The organism is Streptomyces sp. NPDC003635, assembly GCF_053587635.1.
In genome coordinates this window covers 141,720-165,744 of the sequence record NZ_JBSFOK010000002.1, presented here as the reverse complement: position 1 = coordinate 165,744, position 24,025 = coordinate 141,720, and the positions used below count along the sequence as shown (strand labels likewise).

Here is a 24,025-nt window from a genome sequence, read left to right as displayed (position 1 = left end):
CGACCCCCACCCCCACCGCAGGACCAGACGCAGAACGACCCCCACCCCCACCGCAGGACCAGACGCAGAACGACCCCCACCCCCACCGCAGGACCGGACGCTGAGCGACTCTCGCCGTGGCCTCGGGGTCACTCGCCGTCCAGTGCCCGTCGCCACTCCGCCACCGCCGGCCGGGAGACCGGGGCCCGCCAGCCGGACGGCCTCGCCGCTCCGCCGATGTGGAAGGCGTCGATGCCCGCGGAGAGGAGGTACGGAACGTGTTCCAGGCGTAGGCCTCCGCCCACCAGCAGCCGCTGTTCGTAGCCCGGCTCTCCCGACCGTGCCGCCTCCGCGAGCAGGGTCGGGAGACCCTCGTCCACGCCCGCCGCCGAGCCTGCCGTCAGGTAGGTGTCCAGGCCGGGCACGCCGTCCAGCGCCTTGCGCAGAGCGTCCCGGTCCGCCGCCCGGTCGATCGCCCGGTGGAACGTCCACCGGCAGCCGTCCAGCGCCCCGGCCACCCGCTCCACCGCGTCCAGGTCGACACCCCCGTGCGCGTCGAGGAACCCGAGCACGAACTCCGAGGCCCCGACACCGCGCATCTCCTCGGCCACGCCCACCAGCCGGTCGACGTCCCCCGCCGCGAACCCGTCCGCCAGACGCACCATCACCCGCACCGGAATGTCGACGGCGGCCCGGATCCGCGCCACGGTCGCGGCCGACGGAGTCAGCCCGTCGGCCGCGATCTCGGTGACCAGTTCGAGACGGTCCGCGCCTCCGGCCTGGGCGGCCACCGCGTCCTCGGCGTCGAGGGCGATCACCTCCAGGACTGCACGCTCACTCATGGGGCCCCATTCGTCGGCTACAGGTGCTATAGGTCTAGTCCAATTCTGCTCCAAGACTACGCCTGCCACACCCACCGATCACCCCACGCGCTCGCCCGAAGATGTTCGGCTCCCCCTCCCGGTCGCACCGGGCCTGGCTGTCAGTGGTGGGCCGTAGGATCCTTCGTGTGATTACGGGTGAGCTGAAGAGCAAGGTGGACCGCGTCTGGGACGCGTTCTGGTCGGGTGGGATCTCCAACCCGCTGGAGGTCATGGAGCAGATCACCTATCTGCTCTTCGTCCGCCGCCTCGACGAGCTCCAGACCGTCAAGGACCGGATGGCCCGCCGCGGCTTCGAGGACACCAGCCCGTTCTTCGGCCCGAAGCAGCAGGACCTGCGCTGGCAGAACTTCAAGAACGCCGAGCCGGCGAAGATGTTCGCCACGGTCGCGGACGAGGTCTTCCCCTACCTGCGCGCACTCGGCGGCGAGCACTCCACGTACTCGCACCACATGAAGGACGCCCGCTTCACGATCCCCACGCCCAACCTGCTGTCCAAGGTCGTCCTCCTCCTGGAGGGCATCCCGATGCACGACAAGGACACCAAGGGCGACCTGTACGAGTACATGCTCGGCAAGATCGCGACGGCGGGGCAGAACGGCCAGTTCCGCACGCCTCGGCACATCATCCAGCTGATGGTCGAGATGACCGAGCCGAACCCGCGCGACGAGATCTGCGACCCCGCCTGCGGCACGGCCGGCTTCCTGGTCGGCGCCTCCGAGTACGTCCAGCGGGTGCACCGGGACGACCTGGTCGAGGCCGACCACCAGCAGCACTTCAACAGCAGCATGTTCCACGGCTTCGACTTCGACTCGACCATGCTCCGCATCGGCTCGATGAACATGCTCCAGCACGATGTCGCGAGCCCGGACATCCGCTACCGCGACTCGCTGTCGCAGAGCGCCGGCGAGGAGACCGACCGCTATTCGCTGATCCTCGCCAATCCCCCGTTCGCCGGCAGCCTCGACTTCGAGACGACCTCCGACGAGCTGCTGAAGGTCGTCAGGACGAAGAAGACCGAGCTGCTGTTCCTGGCGCTCTTCCTCAAGCTGCTCAAGCCGGGCGGCCGGGCCGCGGTGATCGTCCCGGACGGTGTGCTGTTCGGCCCCTCCAAGGCGCACAAGGAGATGCGCCGGATCCTGGTGGAGGACCAGAAGCTCGACGCCGTGGTCAAACTCCCCTCCGGGGTGTTCAAGCCGTACGCCGGAGTCTCCACCGCCATCCTCTTCTTCACGAGGACGGACTCCGGCGGCACCGACGAGGTCTGGTTCTACGACGTCCGGGCGGACGGCTTCAGCCTCGACGACAAGCGGACCCCGCAGCTGCCCGAGGACCGCCTGGGCGTGCGCGCCACCGAGCTGACGGCCGAGGAGCACGCGAGGAACAACCTCCCGGACGTCCTGGCCCGCTGGAAGCGCCGCACCACCGACGAGCGCGCCCGCGCCCGCACGGAACAGAGCTTCTGCGTCCCGAGGTCCGAGATCGCCGCGCAGGACTACGACCTCTCCCTGAACCGCTACAAGCAGGTCGTCCACGAGGAACTGGTCACCCGGCCGCCGCTGGAGATCCTGGACGAGCTGGAGCGGCTGGACAAGGAGATCGAGGCGGGGACGGCGAAGCTGAGGGAGATGCTGGGCCAGTGACCTGGGAGAGCGTTTCCTTTCCGGAAGCCGTGGCGGACGTCTCGTCGGGGAACACCAAGGTCCCGAAGTCGCAGTACGCGCCTGCCGGGCGGCTGGCGGTCGTCGATCAGGGGCAGGGACTGATCGCGGGCTACGTCGACGACACCGCGCTCGCGCACAGGAGCGCGGCGCCGGTCATCGTCTTCGGGGACCACACCCGCACCCTCAAGTTCGTGGACTTCCCGTTCGCCATGGGCGCCGACGGCGTCAAGGTGCTGTCGCCGCGGCCGGGATTCGATCCGAAGTACCTGTACTGGTATCTGACTTCGGTCCGGATCCCGAACGCCGGGTACTCCCGGCACTTCAAGTTCCTGAAGGACGTCACGGTGGTCAAGCCGCCGCTGGCGCAGCAGCGGCGCATCGCCGCCGCCCTGGACCAGGTCGACGCCCTGCGCGTCAAGCGCCGCCGGGCCGTCGAACTCCTCGACGATCTCACCGAGTCAATCTTCCTCGACATGTTCGGCGACCCGGTGGTCAATCCGCTGGGCCTGGACCAGGTCCCCCTCACCGAGGCCTGCGCCACCTACAGCGGCGGCACCCCGTCGAAGGCGAACCCGGCGAACTGGCGGGGCGACGTCCCCTGGTTCAGCGCCAAGGACCTGAAGCAGCCGGACCTCTTCCGCTCCGCCGACACGATCAGCGCCGAGGTGCCGAGGACGACCACGCTGAAGCTGCTGCCGGCCGACACCGTGGCCATCGTCGTGCGCGGAATGATCCTGGCGCACAGCTTCCCGGTGTGCGTGCTGCGGGTCCCGGCCACCATCAACCAGGACCTCAAGGCCCTGCTGCCGAAGACCGAGTTGGACGCCCAGTTCCTCGCGCACTGTCTGCGGGCCCAGCGCGGCCATGCGCTGAAGCAGGTCTCGCAGGCCGCCCACGGCACGACCCGGCTGGACGCGCAGGGCCTGGCCAACATCAAGGTGCTCCTCCCGGACCCGGAGCGGCAGCGGGAGTTCGCCCGCCGCGTCTCGGCGGTCCGGGCTCTGAAGGCCGAACAGGAAGCCCACCTCGCCGATCTCGACGAGCTCTTCCTCTCACTGCGGCAGCGCGCCTTCACGGGCCGCCTCTGGGAGCACGACGCCGCTTAGTCACACCGCTCGGTCCAGTCACACACAGGGGGGACGGCTCCGCCATGGTCGACGACGGAAACAGCCGGGAGGAGAAGGGCGCGGGGCAAGCCTCCGGCGCCGGGGACGACCGGGGCGCGGAAGAGGCCACGAGCAGGGCCGCCGCCCGCGACCTCGGGCAGCCGCCGAGCAACTTCGGCTTCCTGCGCGAGGAGTGGCCCGCCCTCTACGACGAGGCGCGCCGTGCCGAGCGCCTCGCCCACGCCGACCCGCGTACCTCCTGCTTCTACGCCCGCCGGGTGCTCGAGCTCGCCGTGCACTGGATGTACGACCACGACGCGGCGCTGCGTGCGCCGTACCGCAACGACCTGAGCGCGCTGCTCAACGAGCCGAGCCTGCGGAATCTGGTCACCCCCACCCTCAGCGCGAAGATGGACCTCGTCCGGCGCCAGGGCAACCACGCGGTGCACCGCCCGGCGCCGATGCGGGCGAGGGACGCGGTGCGGACCGTCGCCGAACTGTTCCACGTCCTCTACTGGTTCGCCCGTACCTACGCCCCCACCCCGCGGGCGGCTCCGGCCGCGGGCCTGGCGTTCGACAGCGCGCGCATCCCGCGCCCGGTGCCCGCCGAGGTCCGGCTGCGCCGCCAGGCCGAGCTGAAGAAGCAGGCCGAGGAGGACCAGGCGCGCTGGGACGCCCAGGCCCAGGAGCTGGCCGAGGAGCGGGCCAAGGGCGCGCGGCTGACCTCGGAGGTGGCCCGACTGCGGGCTCGGGTGACCGAGTTGCGCAAGGCGAACGAGGCCCGGCCCGACGCGCACGACTACGACGAGGCCGCGACCCGGGACCTGTTCATCGACCTGCTGCTGAAGGAGGCGGGCTGGGATCTCGCCGAGGAGCGCGACCGGGAGTTCCCGGTCGAGGGCGAGCCCGGCGTCCTCGGCACGTCCGGCAAGGGGTACGTGGACTACGTCCTGTGGGGAGACGACGACCGGCCCCTCGCCGTCGTCGAGGCCAAGCGCACCCGCGTCGACGCCCGCGCGGGACGGCAACAGGCCCAGCTCTACGCCGACGCCCTGGAGGCCGCGTACGGCCTGCGGCCGGTGATCTTCTGCACCAACGGCTACGAGACCTATCTGTGGGACGAGGGCAACGGCTATCCCCCGCGCCGGGTGCGGGGTTTCCGCACCAAGGACGAGCTGCACTGGCTGATCCGCCAGCGGGCCGGCCGGCTCGCCCTGAAGTCCTCCAACGTCAACGACGGCATCGCGGGCCGCGACTACCAGCGCGCCGCCATCCAGCGCGTCGGCGAGAGCTTCGAGCGGGAGCGCCGGCGGCGGGCCCTGCTGGTCATGGCGACCGGCACGGGCAAGACCCGTACCACCGTGGCCCTCGTCGAACTACTCCAGCGGGCGGGCTGGGCGCGCCGCGTCCTCTTCCTCGCCGACCGCCAGGCGCTGGTCAACCAGGCCGTACGCGCGTTCAAGGAGCATCTGCCGAACAGCGTGACGGTCAATCTCCTCACCGAGAAGAAGACCGACGCGCACGTCTACGTCTCGACGTACCCGACGATGATGAACGCCGTCGACGAGCTCACCGAGGACGGCCGCCGCCGCTTCGGTCCGGGCTTCTTCGACCTGGTCGTCATCGACGAGGCGCACCGCTCGGTCTACGACAGGTACGGCGAGCTCTTCGAGTACTTCGACAGCCTCCTGCTGGGCCTGACGGCGACTCCCAAGGACGACGTCGACCACAACACGTACCAGCTGTTCCAGCTGATCGACGGCGTCCCCACCGACTCCTACAGCCTCGACCAGGCGGCCACGGACGGCTTCCTGGTGAAGCCGAACGTCGTGGACGTGCCCTTCGACTCGCTGCGCCGCGGCTTCCGCTACGCCGATCTCACCGCGGAGCAGCAGGAGGCCTGGGACAACCTGGAGTGGACCGAGGACGGGCAGGTCCCGGACGAGGTGTCCGCCGACGAGGTCAACCGCTTCCTGTTCAACGCCCCCACCGTCGACAAGGCGCTGGAGGTGCTGATGCGGCACGGACTGCGCGTCGAGGGCGGGGACCGGCTCGGCAAGACGATCGTCTTCGCCAAGAACAACCAGCACGCGCTGTTCATCGAGGAGCGCTTCAACCTCCACTACCCGCGGGCCGCCGGGCGCGACGCCCGGGTCATCACCTACCTGGAGAAGAACCCCCAGCAGCTCATCGACGACTTCTCCGACCCGGCCAAGGCACCGGACATCGCGATCTCCGTCGACATGCTGGACACCGGCATCGACGTGCCCGAGGTGCTGAACCTCGTCCTGTTCAAGCCGGTGTACTCGCGCACCAAGTTCTGGCAGATGATCGGCCGCGGCACCCGGCTGTGCCCGGACGTCTACGGTCCCGGCCGGGACAAGGACGGTTTCCACGTCTTCGACCTGTGCGGCAACGCCGAGTTCTTCAACCAGGAGCTGGACCGCGCCCAGGCCCGTCGGGCGCCCACGCTGACCGAGAAGCTCCTCCGGCGCCAGCTCGACCTCGTGCGCGCGCTGGACCGCCGGCACACTCCCGACCCGGCGCAGGACCGCGGCCCGGACGCCGTCGACACCGAGGCGGCGCTGCGCTGGGCGGCGGCCCACCGGCTGCACCGGACCGTGCGGGGCATGAACCTGGACAACTTCCTCGTACGGCCGCACCGCCGCCGGGTCGAGGAGTTCGGCGGGGACTTCGCCGCCTGGCACCGCATCGACGACGACGCGGCCCACGCCCTGGCCGAGGACGTCCTCGGCCTGCCCTCCGACTTCTGGCCCGAGGGCGAGGACCGGGGCGAGGAGGCCAAGCGCTTCGACCTGCTCGCCTACCGGCTCCAGTTGGCGGCGCTGGAGGGCGGCCCCGACTACGGCCGGCTGCGCGCCCGGCTCCAGGAGCTGGCCGAGGCCCTCCTCGGCAAGCGGAACATCCCGGTCGTCCGGGACCGGGCGGAGCTGCTGGAGGCCGTCGCCGACGAGGCGTGGTGGCAGGACGTGACGGTCCCGATGCTGGAGCACGTCCGGCGGCGGCTGCGTGGACTCGCGCACCTGATCGACACTCCGGCCGGCCGGAGGATCGTCTTCACGGACATAGCGGAGGACCACGGCGACCTGTCGGAGATCGAGCTCAGGGGCCTGCCCGTCGGGACGGACGAGGAGCGGTTCAAGCAGAAGGCGCGCGCCTACCTCCAGGGACGGCGCGAGCAGGAGCCGGTGCGCAGGCTGTGGCGGAACGAGCAGGTCACGGCCGAGGACCTGGCCGCCCTGGAGAAGGTCTTCCTCGCCGAGGGGATCGCCTCCGCGGAGGACCTGGAGCAGCGGCGGGCGGCCGACGGCGGTCTCGGGGTCTTCCTGCGCCGGATCGGCGGCCTGGACCGCAGCGCCGCCCAGGAGGCCTTCGCCGGCTTCCTCGGCGCCCACGACCTGACCGCGGTGCAGGTCGACCTGGTCGGTCTGATGGTCCGGTACGTGGCGGCGAACGGGCTCATCGGGATCCGCGAGCTGTACGAGAACAGCCTCTTCAGCAGCCGCGGGATCATCGACGACCACTTCACGGACGACGAGATCGACGCGCTGGAGGCGGTGTTCCGGGCGCTGCGGGCCCGGGCGATTCCCGGTGCGGAGGGCGGGGCGTGAGCTGGAGAATGGGCGCATGGCCGATCTCGACGCTCTGCGCTCCCGTTTCGCCCAAGCCCTCGACGCGGCCCGCGGCCCCGGCGGCGGGCCCGCGGCGGCGGTGTACGCCGAGAACCTGCTCGCCCGCTGGCAGGAGCCGCAGCGGCGGTACCACACCGTCGAGCATCTGACGGCGGTCCTCGATCAGGTCGACGTCCTGCAGGAGTACGCCGCCGACCCGGACGTGGTGCGGCTGGCCGCCTGGTTCCATGACGCCGTCTACCACCCGGACCGCTCCGAGAACGAGGAGCGGTCCGCGCGGCTCGCCGAACGCGCCCTGTCCGAAGCCGGGGTCCCGGAACCGAAGGCCGAGCAGGTCGCCCGCCTGGTCCGTCTCACCGTCACGCACGACCCCGCCGACGACGACCGCGACGGGCAGGTCCTGTGCGACGCCGACCTCGCGATCCTGGCGGCGCCGCCCACCGCGTACGCCGCCTACACGGCCGCCGTCCGCGAGGAGTACCACTTCGTGCCGGGGGACGCCTTCCGCGCGGGCAGGTCCGCGATCCTGCGCCAGCTCCTCGATCTGCCGCGGCTGTTCAGGACGCCGTACGGGCAGGAGAAGTGGGAGGCCACCGCGCGCTACAACCTCGCCGCCGAACTGGAAATGCTGTCGCTCCCCTCCGGCCCGTCCGCATAGCCTGCCCCCATGGGACACAGGGGCGGACAACGCGTACAGGAAGCGGTGGCGGGCTCGGTGGCCCTGCTGCGGACGGCGGCCGGGCAGGACTGGGACGCGGTCAAGGCCGCGCGCTCGACCTGGACGTGCCGCGAGGCGGCCGTCCACATCGCCTACGACCTCATCGTCTACGCCGGCCGCCTGGCGGCCCGGGGCCGCACCCGGCACGTCCCCCTCGAGATCGCCCCCGACGAGAGCGCGGGCAACGAAGGGCTGCTCCAAGTCATCGAGATGACCGGCGCGTTGCTCACCGCCACGGTCAACACCACCCCCCGTCGGCTGCGCGCCCCCCACCCCTGCCCCTACGGCACCGCCAACCCCGAGGGTTTCGCCGCCCTGGGCGTCGGCGAGGTGCTGCTGCACACGTACGACATGGCCGAGGGCCTGGGTCTGGCCTACGAACCGCCCGCCGAACTGGCCGAGTTCGCGCTGACCCGGCTTCTGCCGCACGTCCAGCCGGGGCCCACCCCGTGGAGCACCCTGCTGTGGGCAACCGGCCGCGGTGAGCTGCCGGGCCGCCCGCCCGTCACCGACTGGCACTGGGTCAACAACCTCGTCGTCCCCGCCGAGCGGCTCACCCTGGAGAGCGTGACCCCGGCGGTCGCCGCCGACCTAGCCGTCGGTGGCGACGGAGGTTACACCTGGGTCGGGGGCGGTCCGTTCGAGGGCACCCGCGAGGCCTCCGGGATGCTGCTCAAGGCGTACGAAGCGGGCGTGCACCGGCCGGACTTCAGCGTCTTCGTCCTCGTCCGGCACGAGGACGACCGCGCCGTCGGCGCCCTCGGCTTCCACGGCGCCCCGGACGAGGAGGGCCGCGTCGAGATCGGCTACGACCTCGTGGAGTCGGCCCGCGGCAACGGCTACGCCACGGAAGCGCTCCGGGCCCTGTCGGAATGGGCGCTGGCCAGGGACGACGTACACACGCTGCTGGCGACGGTAGACGAGGCCAACCTGCCGTCGCAGGGGGTGGTGAGGCGGGCCGGGTTCACCAGGGCCACGCTGGAGGAGGAGCGGGCGATGGGCGAGCGCAGGGAAGCCAACGGCCCGCTCCAGGTGTACATCCGTACCGCTTAGGCCCGGCCCTTCGGCCTGCGCAGGCCCGAGCCGTTCAGCAGTCGCACGACCTCCCGGCTGCTGACCTCGACGGCCCCCGCGGCCACCACGTCCGCGTACCGGTGCGACGGTATGTCGTAGTGGTCCCGTTCGAAGGCGCGCCGGGGCACGCCGAGCCGCTCCGCGAAGGCGTGCAGCTCGGCGTAGGAGACATCGCTGACCATGTGGGACCACATCCGGCCGTGACCGGGCCAGGTCGGCGGGTCGATGTAGACCGTCACGACGCCGACGGCCCGCCGGAGGACGACCCCAGTGAGCCGACCGAGGCCACCCTCACTCCCGCCTTGTGGCACACCCAGTGCGGATCGGGCCCGAGTTCCGGTTCCACGTCCAGCGCGTGCGGATCGCCCGCCCCGCACACCGGGCACAGCGGCCAGCGTCCGTACCGCTCCAGCAGGGCGTCCTGGACGTCCTGCGCGACCAGTCCGGCGACGAACTCGGCGCCGGCCGGCCACTGCTCCACCCACCAGCGGCGCTGTGTGACGGAGTCCTCGACCAGCGAGACCACGTCCGCCTCGGCGACCTGGTCCGCGACCAGATCGGCGAGCACGAGCGCACGGGCGGCGTGCAGGGCCTGTTCAAGCGGACCGATCGACTCCATGCTGCCATTGTGCGCGCTCTTGACCTCGGCCCGGAGCCGAAAATATCTTTCACATGTGCCCCAGGAAGTGAAGGAAATTTTCGGCGGTGCTCTGGCCGCGAAAGTGCGCACCCTCGCCCCGTCGATGACGCGCTCCATGCAGCGGGTCGCCGAGGCCGTCGCGAGCGACCCCGCCGGCTGCGCCGCCCTCACCGTCACCGGCCTCGCGGAACTCACGGGTACGAGCGAGGCCACGGTCGTCCGCACGGCCCGGCTGCTGGGCTACCCCGGCTACCGCGACCTGCGCCTCGCCCTCGCCGGACTCGCCGCCCAGCAGCAGTCCGGGCAGGCGCCCTCGATCACCACGGACATCGCGGTCGACGACCCGATCGCCGACGTCGTCGCCAAACTCGCCTACGACGAGCAGCAGACCCTCGCCGACACCGCCGCCGGACTCGACACCGTCCAGCTCGGCGCGGCGGTCACGGCGGCGGCCTCGGCCCGGCGGATCGACGTCTACGGCGTGGGGGCGAGCGGCCTCGTCGCGCAGGACCTCAGCCAGAAGCTGCTGCGCATAGGACTGATAGCCCACGCGCACAGTGACCCGCACCTCGCCGTGACCAACGCGGTCCAGCTGCGCGGCGGTGACGTGGCGATCGCGATCACCCACTCCGGTTCGACCGGGGACGTGATCGAGCCGCTGCGGGTGGCCTTCGAGCACGGCGCCACGACCGTGGCGATCACCGGACGCCCCGACGGCCCGGTGGCCCAGTACGCCGACCACGTACTGACGACCTCCACGGCCCGCGAGAGCGAACTGCGCCCCGCCGCCATGTCCTCCCGGACCAGTCAACTGCTGGTCGTCGACTGCCTGTTCGTGGGGGTCGCGCAGCGGACGTACGAGACCGCGGCGCCCGCCCTCGCGGCCTCCTACGAGGCGCTGGCCCACCGGCACCGGCGCTAGGACGGGCCGCGCGGCCGTCGGTCGACCTCACCCGTTCCCGTACGTGGAAAGAGCCCATGACCTCTCCGTCCAACCCCCGTGAGCTGCGCGCCGAGTTGGAGGCCCTCACCACCGAGGCCTTCCGCCCCGACCTCGCCGACATCGACCGGCTGCCCACCCTCGACATCGCCCGCCTGATGAACGGCGAGGACACCTCCGTGCCCGCCGCGGTGGCCGAGCGGCTCCCCCAGATCGCCGCCGCCATCGACGCGGTGGCGGACCGGATGGCGCGCGGCGGACGGCTGGTCTACGCGGGCGCGGGCACGGCGGGCCGCCTGGGGGTCCTCGACGCCTCCGAGTGCCCGCCCACCTTCAACACCGACCCGACCCAGGTCGTCGGTCTGATCGCGGGCGGCCCCCAGGCCATGGTGACCTCGGTGGAGGGCGCCGAGGACTCCAAGGAGCTGGCCCGCGCCGACCTGGACGCCCTCGCGCTCACGTCACTGGACACGGTGGTCGGGGTCTCGGCCTCCGGGCGTACCCCCTACGCGATCGGCGCGGTCGAACACGCCCGGGCGCTCGGCGCCCTGACGGTGGGCCTGTCCTGCAACGCGGACAGCGCCCTCGCCGCCGCCGCCGACCACGGCGTCGAGATCGTCGTGGGCCCGGAGCTGCTCACCGGCTCCACCCGCCTGAAGTCCGGCACGGCACAGAAGCTCGTGCTCAACATGATCTCGACGATCACGATGATCCGGCTGGGCAAGACGTACGGGAACCTGATGGTCGACGTGCGGGCCTCCAACGACAAGCTGCGCGCCCGCTCGCGCCGGATCGTCGCACTGGCGACGGGCGCGGGCGAGGAGGAGATCGAGCGCGCGCTGGCGGCCACGGACGGAGAAGTGAAGAACGCCATCCTGGTCCTGCTGGCGGAGGTCGACGGCAGGACGGCCGCCCGCCTTCTGGAGGAGTCCGGCGGCCATCTGCGCGCCGCGCTGGCGGCGGCGGGCGGCTGAACCCCAGTCTCGGGTGGTGACCACCTCGTACGACACCACCGCTGCCGCGATCCTCCCCCTGGTGGGCGGCCCCGCGAACGTCATGTCCGTCGCCCACTGCATGACCCGCCTGCGTCTGGGCCTGGCCGACCGCTCCCTGGTCGACGAGGAGGCGCTGCGGGCGGTGCCCGGGGTCCTCGGGGTGGTGGAGGACGACACCTACCAGATCGTGCTGGGGCCCGGGGTGGTGGCGCGGGTGGCGGCGGAGTTCGAGGCGCTCCGGCGCAAGGGGGCCCGGCAGGAGCGGAACGCGACCCCGGTGAAGCTGGCGCTGCGGCGGGTGGCGAACGTCTTCGTGCCGCTCATCCCCGCGCTGATCGGCTGCGGAATCCTGGCGGGCCTGAACGGTCTGCTGCTGAACCTGGGCCTGCTGCCGACCGTCACGCCGGCCCTGTCGGTCCTGGCCGGCGCCTTCATGTCCCTGATCGCGGTGTTCGTCGGCTACAACACCGCGAAGGAGTTCGGGGGGACCCCGGTGCTGGGCGGGGCGGTGGCGGCGGTCGTGGTGTACCCCGGGGTGGCGAAGGTGACCGCGTTCGGCATGACCCTCGCCCCCGGCCAGGGAGGCGTGCTGGGCGCCCTGGCGGCGGCGCTGCTGGGGACGTACGTGGAGAAGGCGTGCCGCAGCAGGCTGCCGGGCACCCTGGACGTACTGCTGACCCCGACGCTGACGGTGCTGCTGGCGGGCCTGACCACGCTCTACGGACTCATGTACGTGGCCGGCGAGATCTCCACGGCCATCGGCACGGCGGCGAACTGGCTCCTGTCGACGACGGGCGCGCTGGCGGGCCTGGTGCTGGGCGGCCTGTTCCTCCCGCTGGTGATGCTGGGCCTGCACCAGGCCCTGATCCCCATCCACACCACGCTGATCGAGCAACAGGGCCACACGGTCCTGCTGCCCATCCTGGCGATGGCGGGCGCGGGCCAGGTGGGCGCGGCACTGGCGGTGTACGTCCGCCTGCGCCACGACACCTCCATGCGGACCACGATCAGGTCGGCGCTCCCCGCGGGCCTGCTCGGCGTCGGCGAGCCGCTGATCTACGGCGTGTCCCTGCGCCTGGGCCGCCCCTTCCTCACGGCGTGCGTGGGCGGGGCGGCCGGCGGCGCCTTCGTGGGCGGCTTCGCGATGCTCGGGGATTCGGTGGGCTCGACGGCGATCGGGCCGTCGGGCTGGGCCCTGTTCCCCCTGCTCGCGGGGAACGGCGGCCTGTGGTGGACGGCGGGGATCTACGCGGGCGGGCTGCTGACGGGGTACGTGGTCGGCTTCGCCACGACCTACCTCTTCGGCCTACCCGCCGACCGAGCGCGCCCCGGCGCGGCCTAGCCAGCCGACCAGCAGCTCCGACTTCAGCTCACGCAGGTCGCGGGCGTCGATACCGAGTCCCTCGCGGAGGACAGGACCGCCTCGTTCGCGGCGACCCGGTGCACGGTCTCAGGCAGCTCAGCTGAGGGTCTGGAGCGACGCCGGGTCGTACGGGGTCAGCTCCGTCACCCGGCCCGCCAGCACCTTCTGCGCCCAGTGCGGATCCTGGAGCAGCGCGCGGCCGACGGCCACCAGGTCGAACTCCTCGCGCTCCAGGCGGTCCAGCAGGTTGTCGAGGCTGCCGAGATCGGCACCCTCGCCCTGGAATGCCTTGATGAAGTCGCCGTTCAGGCCGACGGAGCCGACGGTGATGGTGGGCTTGCCGGTCAGCTTCTTCGTCCAGCCGGCGAGGTTGAGGTCCGAGCCCTCGAACTCGGGGAGCCAGTAGCGGCGCGTGGAGGCGTGGAAGGCGTCGACGCCGGCCGCCGCGAGCGGGGCGAGGATGGCGTCCAGCTCCTCCGGGGTGTCGGCGAGGCGGACGTCGTAGGCGTCCTGCTTCCACTGCGAGTAGCGGAAGATCACCGGGAAGTCGGCGGAGACGGCCGCGCGTACGGCGGCCACGATCTCCGCGCCGAACGTCGCGCGGGCCACCGGGTCGCCTCCGTAGGCGTCGGTGCGGCGGTTGGTGCCCTCCCACAGGAACTGGTCGATCAGGTAGCCGTGCGCGCCGTGGAGCTCGACACCGTCGAACCCGATCCGCTCGGCCGCGGCGGCCGCCTCCGCGAACGCGCCGATGACGTCGTCGAGGTCCTGCCGGGTCATGGCCTTGCCGGTCGGCTCGTCGGCACCGATGCGCAGACCGGAGGGGCCGACCGGCGGGGCGTCGGCGAACGGCGGCTGACCCTGCTGGCGCACCATGCCGATGTGCCACAGCTGCGGCACGATCGTGCCGCCCGCCGCGTGCACCGCGTCGGCGACCTTCGTCCACCCCGCGAGCTGCTCCGCGCCGTGGAAGCGCGGGACGCGGTCGCTCTGCCCGGCCGAGGCGTGTCCGACGTACGTGCCCTCGGTGACGATGAGACCGACACCGGCGGCGGCCCGGCGGGCGTAGTACGAGACCACGTCCTCGCCGGGGACGCCGCCCGGCGAGAACATGCGGGTCATCGGCGCCATGGCGATGCGGTTGGGCACGGTCAGCCCGTTGATGGTGGCAGGGCGGGACAGGATCTCGGCGGCGCGCGCGGCGGCCTCGGAGGTGGCGACGGTCATGTGGGGGCTCCTTGGATCGGGGAGAATGCATGCGCATACATCTACGGCGCGTCAACGACCCCGGCCCCGCCCGCATTCCGGGAACCCCCCTGTGACGCCGGACACGCCCGAGGGCGGCACCCCCTGCGGAACAGGGGGTGCCGCCCTCGGCTGGTACTGCGACGGACTCGCGATCCTCGGGAGGATCAGAAGTCCATGTCACCGCCCGGCATGCCGCCCGGAGCGGCCGCGGCGGCCTTCTCCGGCTTGTCGGCGATGACGGCCTCGGTGGTGAGGAACAGCGCGGCGATCGACGCGGCGTTCTGCAGCGCGGAGCGCGTCACCTTCGCCGGGTCGATGATGCCCTCGGCGATCATGTCGACGTACTCGCCCGTGGCGGCGTTCAGACCGTGGCCGACGGCCAGGTTGCGCACCTTCTCCACGACGACGCCACCCTCGAGACCACCGTTGACGGCGATCTGCTTGAGCGGGGCCTCCAGCGCGAGCTTCACGGCGTTGGCACCGGTCGCCTCGTCGCCGTCGAGCTCCAGCTTCTCGAAGACCGCGGAGGCCTGGAGCAGGGCCACGCCACCACCGGCGACGATGCCCTCCTCGACGGCCGCCTTGGCGTTGCGCACGGCGTCCTCGATGCGGTGCTTGCGCTCCTTGAGCTCCACCTCGGTGGCGGCACCGGCCTTGATGACCGCGACGCCGCCCGCGAGCTTGGCCAGGCGCTCCTGGAGCTTCTCGCGGTCGTAGTCCGAGTCGCTGTTCTCGATCTCGGCGCGGATCTGGTTGACCCGGCCCTGGACCTGCTCGGAGGAGCCGGCACCGTCGACGATGGTGGTCTCGTCCTTGGTGATGACGACCTTGCGGGCCTTGCCCAGCAGGTCGAGGGTCGTGTTCTCGAGCTTGAGACCGACCTCCTCGGAGATGACCTCGCCGCCGGTGAGGATGGCGATGTCGTTCAGCATCGCCTTGCGGCGGTCGCCGAAGCCCGGGGCCTTGACGGCGACGGACTTGAAGGTGCCGCGGATCTTGTTGACGACCAGGGTCGACAGGGCCTCGCCCTCGACGTCCTCGGCGATGATCAGCAGCGGCTTGCCCGACTGCATGACCTTCTCCAGCAGCGGGAGCAGGTCCTTGACGGAGCCGATCTTGGAGTTGGCGATCAGGATGTACGGGTCGTCCAGGGACGCCTCCATACGCTCCATGTCGGTGGCGAAGTACGCCGAGATGTAGCCCTTGTCGAAGCGCATACCCTCGGTGAGCTCCAGCTCCAGACCGAAGGTCTGGGACTCCTCGACGGTGATGACGCCTTCCTTGCCGACCTTGTCCATGGCCTCGGCGATGAGCTCGCCGATCTGGGTGTCGGCGGCGGAGATGGAGGCCGTGGAGGCGATCTGCTCCTTGGTCTCGACGTCCTTCGCCTGCTCCAGCAGGGCGGCGGAGACGGCCTCGACGGCCTTCTCGATACCGCGCTTCAGGGCCATCGGGTTGGCGCCGGCGGCGACGTTGCGCAGGCCCTCGCGGACCAGCGCCTGGGCGAGAACGGTCGCGGTGGTCGTACCGTCACCGGCGACGTCGTCCGTCTTCTTGGCGACTTCCTTGACCAGCTCGGCGCCGATCTTCTCGTACGGGTCCTCGAGCTCGATCTCCTTGGCGATGGAGACACCGTCGTTGGTGATCGTGGGGGCGCCCCACTTCTTCTCGAGGACGACGTTGCGGCCCTTGGGGCCGAGCGTCACCTTCACGGCGTCCGCGAGCTGGTTCATGCCGCGCTCGAGGCCGCGCCGCGCCTCCTCGTCGAACGCGATGATCTTGGCCATGTGAAGTGGTCCCTCCAGGACTGGGGGTGATTCCTTCGGACCGCGCCCGCGCCCGCGACGGACGGCCTGCCTGCCTCGTGGTTCCTTGCCCCACCCGGCCTGCGGCCTCACCGACCCGGTCCTTCGTTGTCACTCTCACCTTCAGAGTGCTAACGCCAATGATTAGCACTCGACCCATGAGAGTGCAAGGCGCGCTCGCGAAACGGGCACTCGTGGGGGCGCACGCGGAAGGGCTCGCACCCCGGGGGTTGGGTCCCCTTGGTGCGAGCCCTTCAGCAGAAGACGTCGCTTGCCGTTCGTTGGTCGCGCGTTCAGGCAGTGACGCGAACCATGTCGGCCTGCGGGCCCTTCTGGCCCTGCGAGATCTCGAACTCGACCCGCTGGCCTTCTTCCAGGGTGCGGTACCCGTCCATCTGGATCGCGCTGTAGTGGACGAAAACATCCGCACCACCGTCGACCGCGATGAAGCCGTACCCCTTCTCCGCGTTGAACCACTTGACGGTGCCCTGAGCCATGCCTAACTCCCCTATTACTGGCCCTTGCACAGATCCGCACTTCGCGGATCCGGGTCAGACCTCACCCCCCACGGTTTGGGGGCGTGCGCCGGAACGCGTCGACCGCGGCTGAATGTATCTGTCCAACTGCCGTCTGCAACAGGTCAATCGGACGAGAATTCTGGACGCATCGGGTCCGGAATGTAGTGAGAATTCGCCCGAATTCGGGGCAAGTCGGGCCCCACAAAAGGAGCACATGTCGTAAAAGGGCCGCACACTTTGGCTACTTCTCGTCGCATGTGCACGCGGTACTCATATGCTCCCGGCATGCGAAGAGAAGCGGGTTCCCCAACTGTACCGCGCTCAACCATGCAGAATTGCCCCCTCCGTTTCTCTTACGGAGAGGGCAATTCGATGAACTCTCGGTGACACACCTTACCGACGGTAACGATCAGCCGCCGGCGACCGCCGGAATGATGGAAACTCCGGCGCCGTCGGGGGTCGCCGTCTCCAGGCCCTGCTCGAAGCGGACGTCGTCGTCATTGACGTACACATTCACGAAACGGCGCAGCTTGCCCTGGTCGTCCAGCACCCGAGCGGCGATCCCGGTGTGGTTCTTCTCCAGGTCGGCGATGACCTCGGAGAGAGTCCCGCCCTCAGCGGCGACCTCGGCCTGGCCGCCGGTGTAGGTGCGCAGGATGGTGGGGATGCGAACGGTCACGCTCATGCGAGGCCAGCCTCTCGGAAGGAGTCCAGGTTCGGACGGATGGTGGCGGTGAGACCGGTGCCGGCCACCGCGTCAAGGGTCTTGAGGCCGTCGCCGGTGTTGAGGACGACCGTGGTGAGCGACGGGTCCAGCACGCCGTTCTCGATCAGCTTCTTCGTCACGCCGACCGTCACGCCGCCCGCCGTCTCCGCGAAGATGCCCTCGGTCTGGGCGAGCAGCCGGATCGCGTCGACGACGTGCTCGTCGGTCACGTCCTCCACCGCACCGCCGGTGCGGCGCGCGATGTCCAGGACGTAGGGCCCGTCCGCCGGGTTGCCGATGGCCAGCGACTTGGCGATGGTGTTCGGCTTCTGCGGCCGGACGACGTCGTGGCCCTCCTTGAAGGCCGTCGACACCGGCGAGCAGCCGAGCGCCTGCGCACCGAAGATCTTGTACGGCTTGTCCTCGACGAGCCCGAGCTTGATCAGCTCCTGCAGACCCTTGTCGATCTTCGTGAGCTGCGAGCCGGAGGCGATCGGGACGACCAGCTGGTCCGGCAGCTGCCAACCGAGCTGCTCGCAGATCTCGTACGCCAGGGTCTTGGACCCCTCCGCGTAGTACGGCCGCAGGTTGACGTTGACGAAGCCCCAGCCCTCGCCGGCCGGGTCGCCGATCAGCTCGGAGCAGAAACGGTTCACGTCGTCGTAGTTGCCCTCGATCCCGACGAGCTCACCGCCGTAGACCGCGGCCATGACGACCTTGCCCTGCTCCAGGTCGTGCGGGATGAACACGCAGGACCGGAAGCCGGCGCGGGCGGCGGCGGCGCCGACGGCACCGGCCAGGTTGCCCGTGGAGGAGCAGCTCAAAGTCGTGAAGCCGAAGGCGCGCGCGGCCTCGAGGGCCTGGGCGACGACCCGGTCCTTGAAGGAGTGCGTCGGGTTGCCGGAGTCGTCCTTCACATACAACCCGCCGGTCACGCCGAGCTCGCGGGCCAGGTTGTCGGCCTTGACGAGCTTGGTCCAGCCGGGGTTGAGGTTGGGCTTGTCGGCCACGTCCGCGGGGACGGGCAGCAGCGGCGCGTAGCGCCAGATGTTCGCGGGTCCCGCTTCGATGCGCTTGCGGAGCTCCTCGGTGTCGTAGTCCGAGAAGTCGTAGGCGATCTCCAGCGGGCCGAAACACTCCTCGCACGCGAAGACCGGTCCGAGGGGTACCCGGTGACCGCACTCGCGGCAGCTCAGGGCGGCGGCGGGACCGAGGTCGACGGTGTTCGAGGTGGTTGCGACAGTCTGCACAGCCATGTGAGGCGAGGCCCTTTCTCCTCATCTTCCTCACGACGCATCTCGCCGTGAGACGGATTTGGCACCTTCCCTAGCCGGGAGCCTCGCGAGGACGATCAACAGTGATCGCTACGAGAACCGACTGGAGGGTTGCCGGGGCTTCATCGGGCCGTATCCCTCTGCCCCTCTGGATGAGCGGTATGTAGTTGTAGACGCAAACGACCCCCGACATGCGATGGTCATCAGCGTTGCTCAAGACTGTAACCGAAGGCCAGGACAGTGGAGAGTGCCGTCCGAACCGCGAGACACGTGAGGAGCCGCAGACTGTGCTGGAAGAAGTCGAGCGCTGGCTGAGCGCCCGCTCCTGGTCCGTGTGCGATCGGCCGCTGCACCAGATCCTCGCCGCGAAGCGCGGATCGGGCCAGTCGGTCTCCGTCGTGCTGCCCGCGCTCAACGAGGAGGAGACGGTCGGCGACATCGTCGCCGTGATCCGGCACGACCTGATGCAGCAGGTCCCGCTGGTGGACGAGATCGTCGTCGTCGACTCCGGCTCCACCGACCGCACCGCCGAGGTCGCCGCGGCGGCCGGGGCGACGGTCGTGCACCGCGACGCGATCCTGCCGCGCATACCCGCCGTGCCCGGCAAGGGCGAGGTGCTGTGGCGCTCGCTGCTGGTCACGCGCGGCGACATCGTCTGCTTCGTCGACGCGGACCTGAAGGAGTTCTCCTCGGACTTCGTCTCGGGAATCGTCGGCCCGCTGCTCACCGACCCCGGGGTGCAGCTGGTCAAGGCGATGTACGACCGCCCGCTCGGGCAGGCGGCCGGCCAGGGCGGCCGGGTCACCGAGCTGATGGCCCGCCCGCTGCTGAACATGCACTGGCCGCAGCTGGCCGGGTTCGTGCAGCCGCTGGGCGGGGAGTACGCGGCCCGCCGCTCCCTGCTGGAACAGCTCCCCTTCCCGGTCGGCTACGGCGTGGAGCTCGGCATGCTGATCGACGCGCTGCACCTGGTGGGCCTGGACGCGCTGGCCCAGGTGGACGTCGGGGTGCGCAAGCACCGGCATCAGAACGGGCAGGCTCTCGGCCGGATGTCCGCCGCGATCTACCGCACCGCCCAGCTCCGCCTGGCCCGGGGCCATCTGGTCCGGCCCTCGCTCACCCAGTTCGAGCGCGGCGAGGACGGTTTCGAACCGCGCACCTACTCGGTGGACACCGAGGAACGGCCGCCGATGGTGGAGATCGCGGAGTACGCCTCGCGCAAGGTGGCGTAACCCACGCCCCGGCGCGCCGCTCGTACGTTTGAGCGTTTCCGGCACGGGCTAGGTTGGAGCACATGGCTTCCACGTACGGTGCCGCTGAAGTGCTGGTCGCGTCGAATCGCGGCCCGGTCTCCTACGAAGTGCGGACGGACGGCTCGCTGCGCGCCAAACGCGGGGGCGGCGGACTCGTGTCGGGCCTCTCGGCCATCGGCCCGGACGCCGGCGCCCTGTGGGTGTGCTCCGCGCTGTCCGACGGCGACCGCGAGGCGGTCGCGCGCGGGGTGGGCGAGGACGGCGTACGGATGCTCGCCGTCCCGCCCGAGGTGCACACCGACGCGTACAACGGCATCGCCAACTCGGTGCTCTGGTTCGTCCACCACATGCTGTACCAGACCCCGCTGGAACCGGTGTTCGACGCGGAGTTCCGGCGGCAGTGGGCGTCGTACGAGACGTACAACCGCGCGTTCGCCGAGGCGCTGGCCGAGGAGGCCGCGGAGGGCGCCGCGGTGCTGGTGCAGGACTACCACCTGTGCCTGGTGCCGGGGATGCTCCGCGAGCTCCGCCCGGATCTGCGCATCGGCCACTTCTCGCACACGCCGTGGGCGCCGCCCGAGTACTTCCGGATGCTGCCGGACGACATCCGTGCGCAGCTGGTGTGGGGGATGCTCGGCGCCGACCGGCTGGGCTTCCTGACCAACCGGTGGGCCCACACCTTCATGGCCTGCGCGAACGAGATCGACGGCGAGCGGATCACCGCCTACTCGCCGGTGCCGGGCAAGCCGAAGTCCATCGAGCACACGGCGACCGGCCGGCCGCCGCTCTCGACCACCTGGATCGGCGTGCACGGCCTCGGGGCCGACGCCGAGTTCCTGCGCGCCCGCTCGCACGAGGCCGACGTCGAGGAACGGATGGCCGCGCTCCGGGCGGAGATCGGCGCGGGGCCCGACGGGGAACCGCGCAGGACGATCGTCCGGGTGGACCGGACCGAGCTGTCGAAGAACATCGTGCGCGGCCTGCTGTCCTACCGGCAGCTCCTCGACGAGCACCCCGAGTGGCGCGAGCGGGTCGTGCACGTGGCCTTCGCCTACCCCTCCCGGCAGGACCTGGCGGTCTACCGGGAGTACACGGCGGAGGTCCAGCGGCTCGCGGACGAGATCAACTCCGCGTACGGCACACCGGGTTGGACGCCGGTCGTCCTGCACGTCAAGGACGACTTCGCGCGCTCCCTGGCCGCGTACCGGATCGCCGACGTGGCCCTGGTCAACCCCGTCCGGGACGGCATGAACCTGGTCGCCAAGGAGGTGCCGGTCGTCTCCGACGAGGGGTGCGCGCTGGTGCTCTCGCGGGAGGCGGGGGCGTACGAGGAGCTGCGCGAGGACGCGATCGTGGTGAACCCCTACGACGTGCTGGGCACCGCGAGCGCCCTGCACGAGGCGCTCACGATGCCGGCCCATGAACGGGCCGAGCGGACGAAGCGCCTCGCCGCGGCGGCGACGGCGCTGCCGCCCGCCCAGTGGTTCCTGGAGCAGTTGCGGGCCCTGACGGCGGACTAGTGCCGCGTCAGGCAACGTTCGCCCCGTCGCGACGCCCGGCACGCACTCTCGCCGCACCGGGCACAAGCCCAAGTACATCCAGTACGAGGGCTTGCACCCGGCACGCTGAGAGCACGCACCGGACGCCGCTCCTTGACGGGCAACGTTGCCTGACGCGGCACTAGGTCCTGCTCCGGTCCAGCCGTGCCGCGAGGCTCCGGAGCAGACCCACCACGCCCGCCGGGCCCTTGACCACCAGGTCCGCCCGCTCCTCCAGCTCCGGGACCTCCTCACTGCCGCTGCAGACCAGGAGGCCGGGGGTGCCGTCGGTGCGGAGCTTGTCGACCGCGGCGAAGGCGGGGAGGTCACCGAGGTCGTCGCCGGCGTAGAGGACCGCGGACGCCTCGATCTCGCGGACGTACTCCAGCAGGGCGACGCCCTTGTCCATGCCGGGCGGGCGCAGTTCCAGGACCATCCGGCCCGGTTCGACGATCAGGCCGTGCCGGGCGGCGAGTTCGGTGAGGGGTTCGCGCAGCGCCTCGAAGGCGGCCTGCGGATCGGCGGCACGGCGGGTGTGCACGGCGACCGCGCGGCCCTTCTCCTCGATCCAGGTGCCGTGCCAGGCGCCGACGGCGTCGAGGACGCCGGGCAGTTCGGCGCGGACGGCGGCGACACCGGGGTCGGGGGCGGGGGCGCTGACGGTGCCGGTGACGGCGTCCCAGCGCTCGGCGCCGTAGTGGCCGAGGACGACGAGGTGCTCCAGGCCGGGCACGCCGGCGAAACCGCCGTAGCGCACGGCGACGCCGGCCGGGCGGCCGGTGACGACCGCGACGGCGGCGAGCTGCGGCGCGAGTTCGGCCAGAGCGGGGACCGCGTCCGGGTGGGCGCGGGCCTGCTCGGGGTCCGCGACGATCGGTGCGAGCGTCCCGTCGAAGTCGAGCGCGATCACCGCGCGCCGCGGCTCACGGAGGATGGCGTCCAGCCCCGCCTGCCCGGCAGGGGTGGCGGGGGTCGGCAGAGGGGTCGAGTCCATGTGGCTGCCCATACCGGCGACCCTATCCAGGCCCACCCCCGTAGGTCAGCAGGACCCTACCGGTCCGCCCTGCGGGCCTCCCGTATCCGGCGCAGCCGGTTCACCGTGACCGGGTCGTGGGCCAGGGCCCGCTCGTCGTCCAGAAGGGCGTTCAGCAACTGGTAGTAGCGCACCGGCGCCAGGCCGAGTTCCTCGCGTATCGCGCGTTCCTTCGCGCCCGGGCCCGCGAAGCCGCGGCGTTCCAGGGCGAGGACGGCCTGTTCCCTGGGGTTCAGCGGCTCCCGTTCCATACCTCGCACCGTAGCTCCCGGCACTGACAGCGCGGCTACTCCGCGCTCTCCTCGGCCGCCGCCGTCGCCTGGAGCTCGCGCAGCACGGTCGCCGGGTCGCCGCTGGAGGAGACCGCCTTGCCGATCTTCTTCTTCACCGCCGCGCTGACCGCCGCCCAGGACGTCCGGCCCACCGGGTACAGCTCGGAGGAGGGCAGCGCCTCGAGGAACGGCTTGAGGTCGGCGTCCTGCTTCGCCGTGCTCATGACGTCGGAGACCGCGTTCGTCACGGGCAGCAGGTCGTACTCACGGGAGAAGGCGAGCACGTTCTTCTCCTCGTAGACGAAGTCGAGGAAGTCGCCGACCTCCTCCGCGTGGCCGTTCTGCTTGAACGCCATCATCCAGTCCGCGACGCCCATGGAGACCTCGCTCGGCCCGTCGGCGCCGGGCATCGGCACCATGCCGAAGTCCACACCCTTGGCCTGGGCCGCCTTCATCAGCGAGGGGTGCCCGTTGAGCATGCCGACCTCGCCGTCCGTGAACGCCTCGAAGGCGTCCGCGCGGTTCAGTGTGGCGGGCGGGACCGGACCGGTCAGACCCTGTCCGACCAGCTCGTCGTTCAGCCAGTCGAACGTGGCGATGTTCTCCGCCGAGTCGATGTTGTAGGTCCCGGCGTCGGCGTCGGTGTAGCCGCCTCCGCCGCTGAGCAGCCACTGCATGGTCTCGGCCTGCGCCTCCTCCGGCCCGAGCGGCAGCGCGTACGGGTACTTCACCCCGTCCGCCTTCAGCGCCTCGGCGTCCGCCGCCAGCTCCTGCCAGGTCTGCGGGGCGGATATCCCGGCCTTCTCGAAGAGGCTCTTGTTGTAGAACAGCAGCCGCGTGGAGGAGGCGAACGGCATCCCGTACTGGATGCCGTTGACCGCGCCCGCCGAGGCGAACTGCGGGAGGAAGTCGGCCTGGGTGGTGATCGAGAGCAGCTCGCTCGCGGTGTACAGCTTCCCGGCCTTCGCGTAGTCCGCGTACGCCCCGATCTGCGCCAGGTCGGGCGCCTTCCCGGCGTCGACCAGCTCCTTGACCTCCCGGTCGACGTCGGTCCAGGAGTGGACGGTGACCTCGACGTTCACGTCGGGGTGGTCCTTCTCGTACGCGGCGACCAGCGAGTCCCAGTACTTCTTGGAGCTGTTGGCCGCGCTGTCGCCGTAGTCCGCCGCGACGAGTCGCAGTGTGACCTCGTCCGATCCCCCGGTCAGGCCGCAGCCGCCGAGCGCCGCCGTCATGCCGAGGGCGGACACCGCCGCGATCATTGCCGTCCTACGCCGCTGCACTGCCTATGTCCCCAACCCGAAGCGAAAACTTTCGAAACAACGTCATAAGGTCTACACCACCTTAGTGGACTAGACCTCTCCC

Annotated in this window: 21 protein-coding genes and 1 riboswitch; of the genes, 10 read left to right on the top strand and 11 right to left on the bottom strand. The window is 70.9% G+C overall.

The genetic code is table 11. The features are described 5' to 3' along the window. Window positions 1–128: 128 nt before the first annotated feature. Complete coding sequence (locus tag ACWDRW_RS02790; RefSeq protein ID WP_451719081.1) at window positions 129–821, bottom strand: copper homeostasis protein CutC; 693 nt, start codon at window positions 819–821, stop codon at window positions 129–131. A 167-nt stretch (window positions 822–988) separates the two neighbouring features. Between ACWDRW_RS02790 and ACWDRW_RS02785 the strand changes: the two genes are divergently transcribed. The 5 genes from ACWDRW_RS02785 to ACWDRW_RS02765 are packed head-to-tail and all read left to right on the top strand — an operon-like array spanning window position 989 to window position 9,054. Beyond that, window positions 989–2,503 (top strand): type I restriction-modification system subunit M, encoded by a 1,515-nt coding sequence (locus tag ACWDRW_RS02785; RefSeq protein ID WP_451719078.1) that lies wholly within the window; start codon window positions 989–991, stop codon window positions 2,501–2,503. Beyond that, on the top strand, window positions 2,500–3,630 hold the full coding sequence (locus ACWDRW_RS02780) for a restriction endonuclease subunit S (RefSeq protein WP_451719075.1): 1,131 nt from the start codon (window positions 2,500–2,502) through the stop codon (window positions 3,628–3,630). The genes ACWDRW_RS02785 and ACWDRW_RS02780 overlap by 4 nt, the downstream gene beginning before the upstream one ends. Before the next feature lie 44 nt (window positions 3,631–3,674). Further along, window positions 3,675–7,262, top strand: coding sequence for a DEAD/DEAH box helicase family protein (locus ACWDRW_RS02775; protein ID WP_451719073.1), 3,588 nt, complete (start codon window positions 3,675–3,677; stop codon window positions 7,260–7,262). 16 nt (window positions 7,263–7,278) lie between these two features. Continuing rightward, window positions 7,279–7,941 (top strand): HD domain-containing protein, encoded by a 663-nt coding sequence (locus ACWDRW_RS02770; RefSeq protein WP_451719070.1) that lies wholly within the window; start codon window positions 7,279–7,281, stop codon window positions 7,939–7,941. Window positions 7,942–7,950: 9 nt separating this feature from the next. Next, window positions 7,951–9,054, top strand: coding sequence for a GNAT family N-acetyltransferase (locus ACWDRW_RS02765; protein WP_451719067.1), 1,104 nt, complete (start codon window positions 7,951–7,953; stop codon window positions 9,052–9,054). Here ACWDRW_RS02765 and ACWDRW_RS02760 read toward each other — a convergent pair. Together ACWDRW_RS02760 and ACWDRW_RS02755 are read right to left on the bottom strand one after the other, a co-directional pair. Then, entirely contained in the window at window positions 9,051–9,314 is a 264-nt protein-coding gene (locus ACWDRW_RS02760; protein WP_451719064.1) for a DUF4031 domain-containing protein, read from the bottom strand. The genes ACWDRW_RS02765 and ACWDRW_RS02760 overlap by 4 nt on opposite strands. Next, window positions 9,311–9,694: a hypothetical protein gene (locus tag ACWDRW_RS02755; RefSeq protein ID WP_451719061.1), complete on the bottom strand. Its 384-nt coding sequence runs from the start codon at window positions 9,692–9,694 to the stop codon at window positions 9,311–9,313. Before ACWDRW_RS02755 ends, ACWDRW_RS02760 begins: the two co-directional genes overlap by 4 nt. A gap of 55 nt (window positions 9,695–9,749) precedes the next feature. On the opposite strand from ACWDRW_RS02755, the gene ACWDRW_RS02750 reads away from it, so the two are divergent. Genes ACWDRW_RS02750 through ACWDRW_RS02740 form a run of 3 tightly spaced genes read left to right on the top strand, consistent with a single transcriptional unit; the run spans window position 9,750 to window position 12,992 of the window. Next, window positions 9,750–10,637: a MurR/RpiR family transcriptional regulator gene (locus ACWDRW_RS02750; RefSeq protein ID WP_451719059.1), complete on the top strand. Its 888-nt coding sequence runs from the start codon at window positions 9,750–9,752 to the stop codon at window positions 10,635–10,637. Window positions 10,638–10,693: 56 nt separating this feature from the next. Continuing rightward, window positions 10,694–11,629, top strand: a complete 936-nt coding sequence (gene murQ, locus ACWDRW_RS02745; RefSeq protein WP_451719056.1) for an N-acetylmuramic acid 6-phosphate etherase — start codon at window positions 10,694–10,696, stop codon at window positions 11,627–11,629. A gap of 16 nt (window positions 11,630–11,645) precedes the next feature. Further along, the gene (locus ACWDRW_RS02740; RefSeq protein ID WP_451719053.1) at window positions 11,646–12,992 is read left to right on the top strand and encodes a PTS transporter subunit EIIC; all 1,347 of its coding nucleotides are present in this window, start codon (window positions 11,646–11,648) and stop codon (window positions 12,990–12,992) included. 117 nt (window positions 12,993–13,109) lie between these two features. Here ACWDRW_RS02740 and ACWDRW_RS02735 read toward each other — a convergent pair whose 3' ends face one another. From ACWDRW_RS02735 to thrC, 5 genes are all read right to left on the bottom strand, one after another. Continuing rightward, window positions 13,110–14,240, bottom strand: coding sequence for an NADH:flavin oxidoreductase (locus tag ACWDRW_RS02735; protein ID WP_451719051.1), 1,131 nt, complete (start codon window positions 14,238–14,240; stop codon window positions 13,110–13,112). A 185-nt stretch (window positions 14,241–14,425) separates the two neighbouring features. Then, window positions 14,426–16,048, bottom strand: coding sequence for a chaperonin GroEL (gene groL, locus ACWDRW_RS02730; RefSeq protein ID WP_451719048.1), 1,623 nt, complete (start codon window positions 16,046–16,048; stop codon window positions 14,426–14,428). Window positions 16,049–16,359: 311 nt separating this feature from the next. After that, a complete protein-coding gene (locus ACWDRW_RS02725; protein WP_004986573.1) occupies window positions 16,360–16,563 on the bottom strand; it encodes a cold-shock protein in 204 nt (67 codons plus the stop codon). Between the two features lie 430 nt (window positions 16,564–16,993). Next, window positions 16,994–17,269, bottom strand: coding sequence for a MoaD/ThiS family protein (locus ACWDRW_RS02720; RefSeq protein ID WP_451719045.1), 276 nt, complete (start codon window positions 17,267–17,269; stop codon window positions 16,994–16,996). Then, complete coding sequence (gene thrC, locus ACWDRW_RS02715) at window positions 17,266–18,546, bottom strand: threonine synthase (protein WP_451719042.1); 1,281 nt, start codon at window positions 18,544–18,546, stop codon at window positions 17,266–17,268. The genes ACWDRW_RS02720 and thrC overlap by 4 nt, the downstream gene beginning before the upstream one ends. Before the next feature lie 18 nt (window positions 18,547–18,564). Further along, window positions 18,565–18,723: riboswitch (SAM riboswitch) on the bottom strand. 128 nt (window positions 18,724–18,851) lie between these two features. Here thrC and ACWDRW_RS02710 point away from each other — a divergent pair. Together ACWDRW_RS02710 and ACWDRW_RS02705 are read left to right on the top strand one after the other, a co-directional pair. Next, the gene (locus ACWDRW_RS02710; protein ID WP_451719040.1) at window positions 18,852–19,796 is read left to right on the top strand and encodes a glucosyl-3-phosphoglycerate synthase; all 945 of its coding nucleotides are present in this window, start codon (window positions 18,852–18,854) and stop codon (window positions 19,794–19,796) included. A 62-nt stretch (window positions 19,797–19,858) separates the two neighbouring features. Beyond that, on the top strand, window positions 19,859–21,337 hold the full coding sequence (locus tag ACWDRW_RS02705; protein ID WP_451719037.1) for an alpha,alpha-trehalose-phosphate synthase (UDP-forming): 1,479 nt from the start codon (window positions 19,859–19,861) through the stop codon (window positions 21,335–21,337). Window positions 21,338–21,497: 160 nt separating this feature from the next. Here ACWDRW_RS02705 and otsB read toward each other — a convergent pair whose 3' ends face one another. Genes otsB through ACWDRW_RS02690 form a run of 3 tightly spaced genes read right to left on the bottom strand, consistent with a single transcriptional unit; the run spans window position 21,498 to window position 23,943 of the window. Continuing rightward, window positions 21,498–22,361 carry a trehalose-phosphatase gene (otsB, locus tag ACWDRW_RS02700; protein WP_451719034.1) on the bottom strand — a complete coding sequence of 288 codons (864 nt, stop codon included), beginning with the start codon at window positions 22,359–22,361 and terminating at the stop codon, window positions 21,498–21,500. Window positions 22,362–22,405: 44 nt separating this feature from the next. Next, on the bottom strand, window positions 22,406–22,639 hold the full coding sequence (locus ACWDRW_RS02695) for a DUF3263 domain-containing protein (RefSeq protein WP_451719032.1): 234 nt from the start codon (window positions 22,637–22,639) through the stop codon (window positions 22,406–22,408). Window positions 22,640–22,674: 35 nt separating this feature from the next. Beyond that, window positions 22,675–23,943 (bottom strand): extracellular solute-binding protein, encoded by a 1,269-nt coding sequence (locus ACWDRW_RS02690; RefSeq protein WP_451719029.1) that lies wholly within the window; start codon window positions 23,941–23,943, stop codon window positions 22,675–22,677. Window positions 23,944–24,025: the final 82 nt, after the last annotated feature.

Excerpts from the sequence above, each read along its gene's own strand:
- ACWDRW_RS02790 (WP_451719081.1), bottom strand. The coding sequence starts at position 821 with ATGAGTGAGCGTGCAGTCCTGGAGGTGATCGCCCTCGACGCCGAGGAC.
- ACWDRW_RS02775 (WP_451719073.1), top strand. The coding sequence starts at position 3,675 with ATGGTCGACGACGGAAACAGCCGGGAGGAGAAGGGCGCGGGGCAAGCC.
- ACWDRW_RS02770 (WP_451719070.1), top strand. The coding sequence starts at position 7,279 with ATGGCCGATCTCGACGCTCTGCGCTCCCGTTTCGCCCAAGCCCTCGAC.
- ACWDRW_RS02765 (WP_451719067.1), top strand. The coding sequence starts at position 7,951 with ATGGGACACAGGGGCGGACAACGCGTACAGGAAGCGGTGGCGGGCTCG.
- ACWDRW_RS02755 (WP_451719061.1), bottom strand. The coding sequence starts at position 9,694 with ATGGAGTCGATCGGTCCGCTTGAACAGGCCCTGCACGCCGCCCGTGCG.
- murQ (WP_451719056.1), top strand. The coding sequence starts at position 10,694 with ATGACCTCTCCGTCCAACCCCCGTGAGCTGCGCGCCGAGTTGGAGGCC.
- ACWDRW_RS02735 (WP_451719051.1), bottom strand. The coding sequence starts at position 14,240 with ATGACCGTCGCCACCTCCGAGGCCGCCGCGCGCGCCGCCGAGATCCTG.
- groL (WP_451719048.1), bottom strand. The coding sequence starts at position 16,048 with ATGGCCAAGATCATCGCGTTCGACGAGGAGGCGCGGCGCGGCCTCGAG.
- ACWDRW_RS02725 (WP_004986573.1), bottom strand. The coding sequence starts at position 16,563 with ATGGCTCAGGGCACCGTCAAGTGGTTCAACGCGGAGAAGGGGTACGGC.
- ACWDRW_RS02720 (WP_451719045.1), bottom strand. The coding sequence starts at position 17,269 with ATGAGCGTGACCGTTCGCATCCCCACCATCCTGCGCACCTACACCGGC.
- thrC (WP_451719042.1), bottom strand. The coding sequence starts at position 18,546 with ATGGCTGTGCAGACTGTCGCAACCACCTCGAACACCGTCGACCTCGGT.
- ACWDRW_RS02705 (WP_451719037.1), top strand. The coding sequence starts at position 19,859 with ATGGCTTCCACGTACGGTGCCGCTGAAGTGCTGGTCGCGTCGAATCGC.
- otsB (WP_451719034.1), bottom strand. The coding sequence starts at position 22,361 with ATGGGCAGCCACATGGACTCGACCCCTCTGCCGACCCCCGCCACCCCT.
- ACWDRW_RS02695 (WP_451719032.1), bottom strand. The coding sequence starts at position 22,639 with ATGGAACGGGAGCCGCTGAACCCCAGGGAACAGGCCGTCCTCGCCCTG.